Raw genomic sequence first — 13490 nt, 5'->3', positions numbered from 1 at the left:
GAAGTCACGTGCTTCACCACCATATACTTTTGCAAGTACGTTAGTGATTGCTGCTGTTAGAGTTGTTTTACCGTGGTCAACGTGGCCGATTGTACCAACGTTAACGTGCGGTTTCGAACGTTCAAACTTTTCTTTTGCCATGACGGAACCTATAAGTTTTTGTGTATCTAGATTACATATAAAAATAATCCACGCGCGCGCGCGGGGACTATGTTTATTCTTTACAATTATAAATGTTTTTGTGACAAATCAAAGGAAGTATTTGGGAAGATCCGGAGACTGGTGCTGATAGGCAGATTTGAACTGCCGACCTCACCCTTACCAAGGGTGCGCTCTACCAACTGAGCTATATCAGCACACCAGAAATCTGGAGCGGGCAGCGGGAATCGAACCCGCATCATCAGCTTGGAAGGCTGAGGTAATAGCCATTATACGATGCCCGCTTTAGGAACCTGTTCTTAACTACCTCAGAACCGTCAAGAATAAAGTGGTGGAGGGAGCTGGATTCGAACCAGCGAAGGCTGAGCCGTCAGATTTACAGTCTGATCCCTTTGGCCGCTCGGGAACCCCTCCACATAAAAATTCTTTTCTAAAGCGTGTTCTAAATCTTGAAAATGGTGCCGACTATCCGAGTCGAACGGATGACCTACTGATTACAAGTCAGTTGCTCTACCAACTGAGCTAAGTCGGCACTGCTTTAGTACGGGGCGAGATATTAGAGCAACCGCTGACACTATGCAACAGTTAAATCAAAAAAAATCGCAATTTCTTGTTTAAATGCTCATATTTACAACAAAAACTCTACTATTTAATCGTTTTGTTGATATTTACGCCAATAAATCAGCCCTTGCATAACCAAGTCATCAAAATAGATACCTTTAGGATCAAGGTGTTGCTGTATAAGCTCACCATATCCACCAGCATAAATGAGCTGTGCGTTTTCACCCATTTGCGTCACTGCACGCTCGGCCAGTGCAACAGTCGCACTCAACGCTGCATTTTTTACCGCATTGGGTGTATTGGTCCCCAGCTTGGTATCAAATAGCGTATGTGTGTCACTGAATACTTTTTGTGTATTGGCCACCAAGCTGTCGATCATCATATCGAGTCCGGGCAAAATCCACCCCCCTTGGTGCTGACCCGTCGCATCCAACACATCGACTTTAGTCGCTGTCCCAGAGTCAACAATCACACAAGCTTGCTTGGGAAACAAATGAAAACTGGCAACCACAGTGAGCCAACGATCTATGCCTAAGTTTTGAAATTCTGCATACGCACATTTTAGTGCGCCTAAAGTGGGTGAGACTGAAGCAAATAGATAAGGCACTTGATGAGTCTGGGCTTGTTGCAATATTGGCGTTAAGTCCTCGTTACTACCAACTTGCGCTATCAAGACTTCTTTGATTTTGTGCCAAGGCACGTGCGCTTCATTAATAAGCACAATCTCACCTTGAAACTCAGTGGCTACTTTCACGGCGGTATTACCGACATCGATAAGCAAACGCATCACGGCTCCTTACGCAGTGAAATTTCACCGCCATAATAGGTTTTACGCTCACCATCTTGACGCAAGATTAAACCGCCTTGATGATCAATGCCCTCACAGATCCCCCGCCACTGTCTTTGCCCCGTGCTCAAACTCACAACTTGGTCGCGAAACGCATTTAACGCATTCCACTGGGCGACCATGTTGCTTAAACCATTCTTTTGATACATATGTAAGCGCTTTTGCAAACATAAGGTAAGTACAACTGCCAGTTGGTTTTTATCAACCTCAGACACATGTTGGCTTAGATCTGTCCATGCTTGATCAATATACTGTGCAGCAGTATTGGGCATCGCTACATTTAAGCCGATGCCAATCACTAAATGACATGGCCCTTCCATTTGCCCATCTAGCTCCACCAGCACACCTGCCAACTTATGCTCATTGATATAAATGTCATTTGGCCATTTAAGTTGGACATCTAAATCATACAAAGCATTGAGCGCATCATGCACAGCCAATCCCACTGCAACAGATACCCCCATGGCCGCCTGCATACCGTCTTCGAAATACCAGTAGTAGCTGTAATATAAATTAGCGCCAAATGGCGATTGCCACTGTCTACCACGCCGACCGCGACCAGCTTGCTGCATCTCTGCAACTAATACCTGACCCGATGTTAGGCAATCTTCTTTCGACTGAATACGACGCATCAACTCACTGTTGGTCGAGTCAATGATGGGCTGCACTTCTATATGGCAAGGCTTGTCAGTTAACGCCTGCCACACTGGCAAAATTTTATGTTGATCTAATAAGGGCAGGCTATGGTTAAGGCGATAACCTTTACCAGTCACTTTGAAGATATCGATACCCATATCCTGAAGCGAATTAATGTGTTTTGAGACAGCGGCACGCGTGATCCCCAACTGCTCTCCCAATGCCTGACCAGAGATAAAATGGTCTCGGCTTAGCGCACTTAAGATTGCTAGTTTATTTCCAACAGGTGCTTTAACCATGCATGCCCCCAGCTAAATGTTCTCCTTGCGCTGCGACCAAACGCACTTCAGGCATTAACGCAACAGTAAACTTATCCCATACCGACTGCTGAATGTGCGCAATCATGGCGAGTAAATCAGTACCATCACCTTGTTGGTCATTGACCAATACCAAAGCTTGCTTATCATACACGCGGATACCACCAATACGATGGTTTTTAAGACCGGCTTGCTCAATCAACCACCCAGCGGCCAGTTTCACTTTGCTCTTTGAGACCGGGTACACTGGCATATCAGGGTATTGTTCTCGTAATGTATCGACCCATTGCGCTTCAACAACTGGGTTTTTAAAAAAGCTACCCGCATTGGCACACACTCTTGGATCAGGCAATTTACTGCGTCTTATTTGCATCACTCGCTCAGCCACTAATTGTGGACTAACAGGCTGTCCCTGTAACTCTTTCAATGGTCCATATGCCAATATCGGTTGCCACTGCTTGGGAAGTTTAAGCTTGACTTCGGTGATCACAAATTGGCCTTGCAATGGCCCTTTAAAGACCGAGTCACGATAACCAAACTGGCACTGAGCTTTATTAAGCTGTACAAAATCTCGTTTTACAATATCAAAGCCGATTAGCGAGTCAAAAACATGAGCCAATTCCACACCATAAGCGCCGATATTTTGCACCGGTGCTGCGCCGACGGTGCCGGGTATTAACGCCAGATTTTCAAGTCCGCCTATGCCCATATTCAGTAATTTGATCACCAATTGATGCCAGTTTTCACCTGCGGCTACACGCACATGATAATGCAGCTCGGTTTCGGTGATCTCAATGCCTCGGTTTGCTATCTGCAGAACACTGCCTTGGAAATCTTCTAAAAAGACGCAGTTACTCCCCTCTCCCAAAATAAAGAATGGAGGTTCAAAATCAATTTCTTTTAACTGCTCTGGCGCCTCAACCACCACTAATTCTTGGCAATGAGAAGGCAAAGCAAACGTATGTAAGGACTGCAAAGCGTGCACAGAAAGCACCTATAAACTACCAACTATTCTTCCTAGTTTACCTGATTGATGCCGCTAACGCATCCAAGTGCCATTTACGCTGTGAAGTGGTATAACAACGGCGACACTCAATCATGAGCAAGGATAAAAATGAAACTCTCAGCCTTAACATTCGGCCTCACAATGGCGGGCCTCTCTCATACTGTTTTGGCGGCAGATGCCGTCGATGAGCATACTTTTGCAAACTTAAAAGATGTAGTAAGCACGCACTTACATTTAGATCTCGATATCGACTTTGAGGACAAGCAGCTCGAAGGATTTGTTGAGCACACCCTAGCATGGCAAAACAGCCATGCACGGACACTGGTACTGGATACCCGCGACCTTGAAATAGATAAAATCCTCTATCAGTCACCACAGGGAAAATGGCTACCTGCACAATTCACACTCGCACCGCGCAGTGGTGTGAAAGGGGCCAAGCTCACCATCCAATTCAAGCACCAAGCGAGCAAAGCTCGCATTTACTATAACAGCTTGCCACAAGCCTCTGGCTTACAGTGGTTAACGCCAGTGCAGACTGCAAGTAAAACTCACCCATTCATGTACAGTCAATCTCAAGCAATTCATGCCAGAAGTTGGATCCCTGTGCAAGACACCCCAGCGATGCGCACCACCTATACAGCGCGTATTCAAACACCCAAAGATGTCCGCGCAGTCATGAGTGCAGACAACTCCGAAGCGTTTATAAAAGATGGTGACTACTGGTTTGATATGCCACAGGCTATTCCACCATATTTAATCGCCATCGGTGCCGGTAACCTAGAGTATAAAGAAATGTCTCATCAAACCGCGATTTTTGCGGAGCCACAAATTCTCGACGCTTCTGTGGCAGAGTTTAATGACACGCAAGCCATGATAGACAAAACCAACGCCATGTATGGTGAATACGCTTGGGGCCGCTACGACTTACTTATGTTGCCACCGAGTTTTCCATTTGGTGGGATGGAAAACCCACGCTTGTCATTCATTACGCCGACTGTCGTTGCAGGTGATAAAAGCCTGGTTAACTTGATTGCTCATGAACTGGCCCATTCCTGGTCAGGTAACCTAGTAACAAACGCGACATGGGAAGATCTGTGGCTCAATGAAGGTTTTACGTCCTATGTTGAAAACCGCATCATGGAAGAGGTCTTTGGCCGTGACCGTGCGGTAATGGAGCAAGCGCTAGATGCAGCCGGCCTGCGTGCACAGCTCAAAAACATTCCCGCACCAGACACTCGATTAAACTTAAAACTCAATGGCCGCGATCCGGATGATGCCTTCAGTAAAGTGCCTTATATTAAAGGTCAGTTATTCCTCATTTATTTAGAGGAAAAGTTTGGTCGTGAAAAGTTTGATGTATTTGTAAAAGGCTATTTTGACGCCTATGCATTTAAATCGCTCACTACCGCCGAGTTCGTTCAATACCTGGATAAACACTTATTGAAAAAGCACCCAGGTATCGTTTCATTGAATAAAGCCAAAGAGTGGATCTATCAACCAGGTCTACCAGAGGATGCACCAAACCCAACTTCTGATGCTTTCAATCAGGTTGATAGCCATATGCAAGCTTGGCTTAGCGGTAACAAATCACTAGATACACTACCTACCAGCAACTGGACGGTGCATGAGTGGCTTCATTTTTTAAATAATCTGCCAAGAGATCTGGGTTTAGACAAGATGGCTGCACTAGACAACGCATTTAACCTGACCAACTCAAGTAATGCCGAATTAGCTTTTGCATGGTACATGCTGGCAGTTGGCAACGGTTATCAGGCAATTTATCCCGCCCTAGATGCACATCTCAGTGGCATTGGCCGACGTAAACTCATCGTGCCTTTATACAAAGCATTGGCAAGTACAGATAGACGTGATTGGGCGTATCGTGTTTATCAAAAAGCACGTCCAGGCTACCACCCGTTAGCGCAAGGTACCGTCGACGCGATTTTCGAATAAACAATAGCAGAGATAAAGCTTTGGCTTTATCTCTGCGTCACTTTATCTGACGCTGTTCAGTGCTTTTCATCAATAGACATTAAAAACGCGGTGCGTTGCTCAGGCGTCGCCTGCTGCCACCAAAACTCCAACATAGACACCGCATCCGGCTTGCCTGCGCTGGGCGCAACATGATCTGTGCTACTTTCTTTTTGACTGCGTGCTTTGACTACCGTAGGCACTGGCTCACGGACTACTGGCATGGGCGCTGCGGTTGTTTGCGCCTTTACACGCTTTGCTGCGACTGTGTCGCCTTTTTTAGGTTGCAGCCAAATTTTCGGAGCCTTGGCAAACGCCCGTGCTTGTTCTACATCTTCAATGGGCTTGAAGCGCACTTGATAATCACGATCTTTGATGGTCACTTCCACCCAAAATGGTTTCGAGTTGACGACTTCATGCTCATCATAATCTAATTCAAACAAGTCTGAATACTTCACTTTGATGCGATGCACACCCGCAGGTAACTCTAACTGACGTACCTTGTTAAAAAACGAATGCTCTATCTCACGATCATTCACTTGCAAAGGCAGCAATTCTTCTGGGAAGTTAACTTCCCCCGCAACAGAAATACCACTATAAAGTGCTATAAAAATTCCAAATATACTAATTTTCTTCATATTTCCTCTTTATTTGATTGCTACCTTGGTAGTGAAAGGTATTTGTGCCAAATTTAGTTACAATTATGAACAAGCATCAATTGTAATTTCCCTTGTATCTTGTAGAGTCCGCGCTATGCTGAACAGCTAAACTAACGTATATAAGGAGAAAAGTAATGGCCCAAGAAACGATTTTTACAAAAATAATTAATCGTGAAATACCTGCAGATATTGTGTACGAAGACGAAAAGGCACTTGCGTTTAAGGATATTAATCCTCAAGCACCTTTTCATGTGTTGGTGATACCAAAGCAGCCAATCGCAACAATTAATGACGTAAACGAAGAAAATGCACACTTAGTTGGGCATTTACACTTAGTCGCGTCTAAACTTGCGAAAGAGCACGGATTTGCTGAAGACGGTTATCGCGTTGTAATGAACTGCAACAATGATGGTGGACAAACCGTATATCACATTCATCTACATGTATTAGCTGGACTTGAAATGGGCTGGCCTCCGTACCAAAGTAGGAAAAAAGTAGTATCTTAAATTATTCTTTGTTAAAAAATGTAATTAACTAAGCTATTACTCTACTAAATTAAATTAATACTAAAATCAACAAGTTGAAGCATTCACAAAATTAAGCTGTTTACAAAACAGGCTATCGTGCCAAACTTTATATTGTAAACATCTTTTTATTGATGAAATTTCTAATACAAAAGGTCTGATTCACGTGTTAGCATTGCGTTATCAGACAGAATGAGAGTGTTTTCCAAATGAGCAGTACTGCATTTTTATTGCTAGATAAAGAGCCTATCAACACGATAGGAATAAACGTTTTACAACCCCTGCTAAAAACTCAAGGGTTAGACGTCATCACAGGAACTGATATTTCCGAAGTACCTGAAGATACTCGGTTGCTTTTTATTGAAACGGCAGTCAATGATGCATGGGGCAAACTTAAAGAGCAGTTAGTAAACCTCAAAGTGAGTTGCGACATCGTGCTGTTCAATTTAGATGAAAACCCTGAATTGGCAAATCGCGCATTGCTCAGCGGTATTCGTGGTGTGTTTTATACCACAGATAATGCAGACGTCTTGATGAAAGGTATCCGTTTGCTGATGGAAGATCAGCTATGGTATCGCCGTGAAATCATGTGTAATGCATTAAATCGCATGCTGCAATTCAATAAAGACGCCCTGCACAAGCTAACTGAAGGCGATATTGAACCAGTCAAACTGACTAAGCGTGAAAAAGCCATTATCTCGCTAATGAGTAAAGGCGCGAAAAACAAAGAAATCGCGGAAGATTTAAATATCAGCCCACATACGGTTAAAACCCATCTATACAGCGCATTTCGCAAAACTAAGTGCCGTAACCGTATCGAGCTACTGTCATGGGCACAACAAAATATCCCTGACGAGATCCGCTAATACTCATCATCGAGTACACTTCTAAAGTCTGTAAAAAGCATGCACCTCGCATGCTTTTTGTATTTTTACCTATCACTTAATCTCTATACTTGCTATCTCATTATTTTCTTGGCGCTTTGCTTTACTGCATTAGGTCTTCGCTCTATCCTAGGTACGTCTATTAATTGTTAACAAAGTCTTTATGTTGGACCATAAAACCCTGTATGTAGCCAGTGCAGCAATGACAGCGATGATGACGCTCATCAATTACTTAACTTGGCGTGCGAATAAAAACACACCAGGCGTACTGTTATACATTTTTTACCCCCTTATCCTATTTGCTGCCATATCTATGTTTGCACTGCATAGCTTTTTATCTCAGTGGCAAACCATTGGTATTGCAAACACCTTACTATTTTTGGCATCCATCATACATTGTTGGGCAATAAGTCAGTTTTTAGGGCAGCGAGGCATCGAATTCAGGACCTATTTATTTGCCACTTTGGCCCTGCTCTCTGCACTCATTTATTATGCAATGGTCGATGATAATTTGCGAAAGCGTATTCTAATCTCTGACTTGCAGCATATCGTCGAAGCGATCTTACTGAGCTATTACTTTATACGTTATGCTCGCAAACAATACCCCAATGGCAGCATCGTATATTTAATCGTCCTCAGCTTTATTTTCACGGCTTTTATAGGACGCTCGTTATTCATGGGAGACGTCGACCAGGTATCCTTATTTGTCGACCCATGGTTTTCGATCGCCATCTTTTTTAATGGCGTTTTAGCCCCCATTTTCTATGCCACTGGCATGGCACTATTATGTAATGAGCGGCGCGAACTTAACCTCAATAAACTGACCGAAAAAGCCCAAAAAGATCTCGAAATTCGCGGTTTATTTTTATCCACCATCAGCCATGAGATCCGCACCCCTTTAAATGGTATTTTAGGCAGTGCACAACTGGTCCTTAACCGCAGTCATGATCAGCATAGCAAAGCCTATTGTGAGGCCATTATCAACTCCGCAGAATCTCTCAATTTATTGATAGACAAGGTACTCGATTACGCCAGTTTAGATCAAAGTGACGAAGTGCTCTCCTCCGAAGATGTCGAATTAAAGAGTTGGCTCGATAACCTATGCTTGTTGATGAGCCCACTAGCCGAGCAAAAGAAACTCACTTTTACGCTGCTCTATGATTTGCCAGACCAAGTATGTTATTACTGCGACCAGCAAAAACTACGGCAAATTTTGCTCAATTTGGTAGGCAATGCCATTAAGTTTACGGACAAAGGGGAAGTCAAACTGCGCGTCGAATTGCTAGAGGAAGCCAACATGTCTCATATTGTGCGCTTCAGCGTCGTCGACTCAGGCCCTGGCATCGAAGAAGAAGACATCGACAAGCTGACAGAGCCTTATGTACAGAGTAACGCGGGTAAAACCAAAGGTGGAACAGGCCTTGGTCTGGCTATCACGGCACGCTTGCTGAGCAAGCTTGGCAGTCAACTTGAGATAATCAGTGAGCTTGGCAAAGGCAGCTCGTTTAGTTTTGACGTCAGTTTGCCTGTCGGCGAGTTAAGTTTGGTAGAGCAGCGCCATCACAACCCAGAATACCCAACAGGGCTCTCTGTTTTATTGGTTGAAGACTTAGACCTCAATCGCAAAATTGCCATCGAATTTATGGCAGCGGACGAGCATAAGATTAAGCTCGCATACGATGGCACCAGTGCCATAGAGCACCTGAAAGAATATGTCTTCGACGTTGTGCTCTTGGATATGAATTTGCCTGATTTCACCGGCCAAGAAGTCCTGAGGCACTTACAAACGATTGAGCATAAAAATAAGCGCACGCCCTTCTTGGCATTTACCGCGAGCTTAAGCCCAGAAGAAATCAAAGAATATTTATCTCTTGGTATCAAAGATGTGGTTGGTAAGCCCATAAAACAAGAGAAGCTTCGTCAAGCCATCAGTGACTCACAAAAAGCGCAAAAGCCGGATATGCGGGTCGAGTTGAGCGATACTTTGTATGATGATACCGCCGTCAACTCGCTTAAAAGTGGTTTCAGCGAAGATGAAGTCTCCTCAATTTACAATGAGTTTGTACTTTCTGCTCGTAACAAATTAATCCATATCCAACAGTTGCTGGCTGAGGATGAAGAACAGTGTATTAAGTCTCTGCATCGCCAAGCCAGCACCGCTTTGCAGCTGGGCTTTAACCGCTACGGCCTTGCCTTGAAGAAAATAGAGCGTCGATTACTCGATGGTAAGTCTTGTGATGATGATTTAACCCAAGCCATGGCATTGTGGCAGAAAAGCTTAGAAGCCTATTTACAATTTGTTCGTCAACAGACGCTCAATTAGCCTCAATGCTCGCCGTACTGCCTAACCAGTACGGCGCTTTTTGCACGCCTATGACATCAAGGTAACGAATACATTTAAATAAAAACAGACAAAGTTTGTATAAAAATACTGCAAAACTGCCGCATTTGAGCGCACTTTTATCGCCATCTTGTCGACTTTAGTAAAAAAATTCGCCATCCTACACGGGTAAAATACAAATTAGCTCACAACAAGACAAGAAACCAACACTCAGCGATAGACTGAGACTTGGCTTAAAGCATATAGGAATACACCATGGCACTATTTAAATCGCCGATTGCCATTGCAATCGGGGCCGCTTTGATTGGATTAAGTACACCAGCACTCGCCTCCTCTGGTGCGCAGGAAACCACCGCAAAATGGGATGTACTTGCCCCGCCTGGCGAAAAGCAAACTATCACCATAGATACCAATGAAACAACATGGAGTAATGTCGATGTCAGCCCAGATGGCCAGCACGTTATTTTCGATATGTTGGGTGATATCTATGTAATGCCAATCTCTGGTGGTAAAGCGACTGCAATTACCGCTGATCGCGCTTGGAACTTCCAGCCGAAGTTCTCACCTGATGGTAAACACATCGCATTTATTTCTGATCGCGCGGGTGCAGAAAACCTATGGGTTATGGATGTCAACGGCGACAACATGCGTCAAGTATCTGATGAATCACACAACCTCATTCATAATCCATCATGGTCACCTGATGGGCAATATATCGCTGTAAAGCAAGGCCAAGTCACAGGTCGTACGATTCCTGGTGGTTCTATACGCATGTACCACATTTCCGGTGGTAAAGGGGTATTAGTACGTGAAAGATTGCACGGCGCAAAGTCACAAAAGAACATCGCAGAGCCTGCATTCTCTACTGACGGTAAAAAGATCTATTATTCAGTCGATGCCACAGCCGGTGTACGCTGGCAATACAATAAAAACGCTTTAACATCGGTCTTTGAGATCCGCTCTTGGGATTTAGCAACCGGTGAAGAGGAAACGGTGATCCGTGGTGCCGGTGGTGCTATCCGCCCAACACCAAGCCCTGATGGTCAATCAATTGCTTTTGTAAAACGTGAAGACAACGGCGAGAAAATGATCAGTGCGCTATATGTTAAAGACCTGAAATCTGGTATTGAATCACAAATCTTCACAGGTCTTGACCGCGACTTACAAGAAGCCAATGGCGCGCAGGGTAATACACCTGCATTTGCTTACACGCCAGATGGCAAAGCTTTAGTATTTTGGTCAGGTGGTGTATTCCACAAAGTAGACATTGCAACAAAGCAGTCGCAAGTCATTCCAACGCGCATAGTGGCTGAAAAAGAGATCACACCGGCACTTAAATTTGCAGTAGACGTTGCCCCTGATAACTTCAAAGTAAAACTGGCTCGCTGGTCGCAAATTTCACCGGATGGCGAGACAGCACTATTCCAAGCCCTGGGCCATTTATACATCAAAGACATTGAGTCTGGTAAAGTACGCCGTGTTACTACGCAAAACGATCACTTTGAGTTTTACCCTAGCTACTCTCGCGATGGTAAATACATTGTATACACCACGTATGATGATCAAGAGTTAGGGAGTGTGCGTATCGTCTCTGCAAAAGGCGGTAAAGGTCGCATCATTACACAAAACCCAGGTCACTATATATCACCTAGCTTCTCGCCAGATGGCAAAAAAGTCCTATTCAAAAAAGTAACTGGTGGTTATCTTCTGAGCGGTGACTGGTCAATGCACCCGGGTATCTACCTCGTTGATGCCAAAGGTGGCGAAGCAAAACGCATCGTTAAAAGTGGTGATAATCCGCACTTTGGCGCCAACCCTGAGCGTATCTACTTCTCCGTTGCTAGCAGCGAAACCAGTAGAGAGCTAAAAAGTGTCGATTTGAATGGTCATGAAGAACGCAGTCACTTCAAAGGCGAATTCATCTTTGATTATAAAGTCTCACCCGATGGCAACTATGTTGCATTTATCGAGCACTTCAACACCTTTGTTGCCCCCTTCACCAGCACAGGGAAAACACTGTCTATCAATAAAGGTGGTAAAGCCTTCCCTGTAAAACAAGTATCTAAATATTCAGGCGATTTCTTAAATTGGAAAGCAGACAGTAGTGCGTTAACTTGGGCATTTGGTCCAAACCTGTATCAACGTAAACTCACAGACACTTTCTCATTTGTTGACAATGCATCTGACAACCTGGATGAATTAACCGCTGAAGGCATTGACCTGAGCTTCGAGCAACCTGCAGATAAACCAAAAGGCTTGCTGGCACTGGTTGGTGGTAAAGTGGTGACTATGCGTGATGCAGAGAACCAACAAGAAATCATCGAAGATGGTGTGGTACTGATTGAAGATAACCGCATTATCGCCGTGGGTACGCGCAGTGATGTGACCATCCCTAGTGCAGCAAAAGTAATGGATATTAAAGGGAAAACAGTGATCCCTGGCTTAGTCGATGCCCACGCACACGGCAGCTACGGTAGCCATAACTTGCAACCTGAGCAAAACTGGAACCAGTTCTCCAACGTCAGCTTTGGTGTCACGACCATTCATGATCCATCAAATAACTCTAACGAAGTATTCTCCATGGCAGAGCTACAACGTGCAGGTTTGACTGTGGCGCCGCGTATATACTCTGTAGGTCGTATCTTATATGCAGGTGAAGCACCAGGTTACAAGACACCAATCAATAATTTGGAAGATGCACAATTCCACGTTAAGCGTTTAAAAGACGCCGGTGCAATCTCGGTGAAAAGTTATAACCACCCTCGCCGTGATACTCGCCAGCAAGTGCTAGAAGCTGCGAAGCAAATGGAAATCATGGTAGTGCCAGAAGGTGGTTCAAAGTTCCAGCAAAACATGAACATGATCATTGATGGTCACACAGGCCTTGAACATGCATTGCCAATTCCAAATATCTACTCAGATGTCACGCAAATGTGGAGCCAAACTGACGCGGGCTTTACGCCGACTTTCAATGTGGCATATGGCGGTATTAAAGGTGAAGACTACTTCTACAACACCACCAATGTATGGGAAAATGAGCGCTTAATGAGCTTTGTTCCGGAGTATGTTGTCAAACCAATGTCTATCCGCCGTGAAAAAGCACCAGAGCACCACTATAACCATATCAATGCTGCAAAATCAGCTAAGCAACTACGTGATAAAGGTGTCACAGTACATATTGGTGCACACGGCCAACGTGAAGGTTTGGGCGCACACTGGGAACTGTGGTCAATGGCACAAGGCGGATTTACGCCGTGGGAAGCCCTGCGCAGTGGTACGATTGATGGCGCAAGATACCTCGCAATGGACCACGATATTGGCACAATTGAAAAAGGTAAGCTTGCCGACCTAGTGATCATTGACGGTGATGTACTGAATGACATCCGCGAGTCTGAAAAGGTGACCTATACAATTCTGAATGGTCGTGTTTATGACGCAGCGACCATGAATGAAATCGGTCATCAAAAACGTGACCGCCAGCCGTTCTTCTTTGAAAACGGTAACAAGACACCAATGCACCCAGATACGGAAGCGTATATGGAAGAAAAAGCACATAAGTATCATTGGAAACACTGATCACAGTGA

At 44.5% G+C, this 13490-nt stretch carries 10 protein-coding genes and 4 tRNA genes; 5 read left to right on the top strand and 9 right to left on the bottom strand.

Features of this window, described 5'->3' with window-relative positions; translation table 11 throughout:
- The 8 genes from N473_RS25715 to murB all read right to left on the bottom strand — a co-directional run.
- Positions 1-141, bottom strand: a 141-nt coding sequence (locus N473_RS25715; protein WP_231099494.1) for a GTP-binding protein, incomplete at its 3' end; no start/stop codon positions are given.
- Positions 142-280: 139 nt separating this feature from the next.
- Positions 281-356, bottom strand: a tRNA-Thr gene (locus N473_RS00430).
- A 12-nt stretch (positions 357-368) separates the two neighbouring features.
- Positions 369-443: transfer RNA gene (locus N473_RS00425), tRNA-Gly, on the bottom strand.
- A gap of 45 nt (positions 444-488) precedes the next feature.
- Positions 489-573 (bottom strand) — tRNA-Tyr (locus N473_RS00420).
- Between the two features lie 42 nt (positions 574-615).
- Positions 616-691, bottom strand: a tRNA-Thr gene (locus N473_RS00415).
- Between the two features lie 117 nt (positions 692-808).
- On the bottom strand, positions 809-1507 hold the full coding sequence (locus tag N473_RS00410) for a type III pantothenate kinase (protein ID WP_063366254.1): 699 nt from the start codon (positions 1505-1507) through the stop codon (positions 809-811).
- The gene (birA, locus tag N473_RS00405) at positions 1507-2502 is read right to left on the bottom strand and encodes a bifunctional biotin--[acetyl-CoA-carboxylase] ligase/biotin operon repressor BirA (RefSeq protein ID WP_063366253.1); all 996 of its coding nucleotides are present in this window, start codon (positions 2500-2502) and stop codon (positions 1507-1509) included. Before birA ends, N473_RS00410 begins: the two co-directional genes overlap by 1 nt.
- Entirely contained in the window at positions 2495-3505 is a 1011-nt protein-coding gene (murB, locus tag N473_RS00400; protein ID WP_063366252.1) for a UDP-N-acetylmuramate dehydrogenase, read from the bottom strand. Before murB ends, birA begins: the two co-directional genes overlap by 8 nt.
- Before the next feature lie 129 nt (positions 3506-3634).
- Here murB and N473_RS00395 point away from each other — a divergent pair, with 129 nt between their 5' ends.
- Positions 3635-5479 carry a M1 family metallopeptidase gene (locus tag N473_RS00395; protein WP_063366251.1) on the top strand — a complete coding sequence of 615 codons (1845 nt, stop codon included), beginning with the start codon at positions 3635-3637 and terminating at the stop codon, positions 5477-5479.
- A 56-nt stretch (positions 5480-5535) separates the two neighbouring features.
- Here the strand turns inward: N473_RS00395 and N473_RS00390 are convergent, their stop codons facing one another.
- On the bottom strand, positions 5536-6135 hold the full coding sequence (locus N473_RS00390) for a DUF2057 domain-containing protein (protein WP_063366250.1): 600 nt from the start codon (positions 6133-6135) through the stop codon (positions 5536-5538).
- A 155-nt stretch (positions 6136-6290) separates the two neighbouring features.
- Between N473_RS00390 and N473_RS00385 the strand changes: the two genes are divergently transcribed.
- From N473_RS00385 to N473_RS00370, 4 genes are all read left to right on the top strand, one after another.
- A complete protein-coding gene (locus N473_RS00385; protein ID WP_046354251.1) occupies positions 6291-6662 on the top strand; it encodes a histidine triad nucleotide-binding protein in 372 nt (123 codons plus the stop codon).
- A gap of 227 nt (positions 6663-6889) precedes the next feature.
- Positions 6890-7546 carry a helix-turn-helix transcriptional regulator gene (locus N473_RS00380; RefSeq protein ID WP_039611367.1) on the top strand — a complete coding sequence of 219 codons (657 nt, stop codon included), beginning with the start codon at positions 6890-6892 and terminating at the stop codon, positions 7544-7546.
- Positions 7547-7727: 181 nt separating this feature from the next.
- Positions 7728-9887, top strand: coding sequence for an ATP-binding protein (locus tag N473_RS00375; RefSeq protein ID WP_063366249.1), 2160 nt, complete (start codon positions 7728-7730; stop codon positions 9885-9887).
- A gap of 273 nt (positions 9888-10160) precedes the next feature.
- Positions 10161-13481 carry an amidohydrolase family protein gene (locus N473_RS00370; RefSeq protein ID WP_063366248.1) on the top strand — a complete coding sequence of 1107 codons (3321 nt, stop codon included), beginning with the start codon at positions 10161-10163 and terminating at the stop codon, positions 13479-13481.
- The last annotated feature ends 9 nt before the right edge of the window (positions 13482-13490 follow it).

The sequence above is a fragment of the Pseudoalteromonas luteoviolacea CPMOR-1 genome (assembly GCF_001625685.1).
In the GTDB taxonomy this organism is placed as follows: Bacteria; Pseudomonadota; Gammaproteobacteria; order Enterobacterales; family Alteromonadaceae; genus Pseudoalteromonas; species Pseudoalteromonas luteoviolacea_K.
Note: the sequence above shows the minus strand (reverse complement) of the source record. Positions and strands in the feature narration are given on the sequence as shown.

What these genes read in the sequence shown, in the direction of transcription:
- N473_RS00380 (WP_039611367.1), top strand. Translation starts at nt 6,890, where the DNA reads ATGAGCAGTACTGCATTTTTATTGCTAGATAAAGAGCCTATCAACACG.
- N473_RS00370 (WP_063366248.1), top strand. Translation starts at nt 10,161, where the DNA reads ATGGCACTATTTAAATCGCCGATTGCCATTGCAATCGGGGCCGCTTTG.
- birA (WP_063366253.1), bottom strand. Translation starts at nt 2,502, where the DNA reads ATGGTTAAAGCACCTGTTGGAAATAAACTAGCAATCTTAAGTGCGCTA.
- N473_RS00395 (WP_063366251.1), top strand. Translation starts at nt 3,635, where the DNA reads ATGAAACTCTCAGCCTTAACATTCGGCCTCACAATGGCGGGCCTCTCT.
- N473_RS00375 (WP_063366249.1), top strand. Translation starts at nt 7,728, where the DNA reads ATGTTGGACCATAAAACCCTGTATGTAGCCAGTGCAGCAATGACAGCG.
- N473_RS00385 (WP_046354251.1), top strand. Translation starts at nt 6,291, where the DNA reads ATGGCCCAAGAAACGATTTTTACAAAAATAATTAATCGTGAAATACCT.
- N473_RS00410 (WP_063366254.1), bottom strand. Translation starts at nt 1,507, where the DNA reads ATGCGTTTGCTTATCGATGTCGGTAATACCGCCGTGAAAGTAGCCACT.
- N473_RS00390 (WP_063366250.1), bottom strand. Translation starts at nt 6,135, where the DNA reads ATGAAGAAAATTAGTATATTTGGAATTTTTATAGCACTTTATAGTGGT.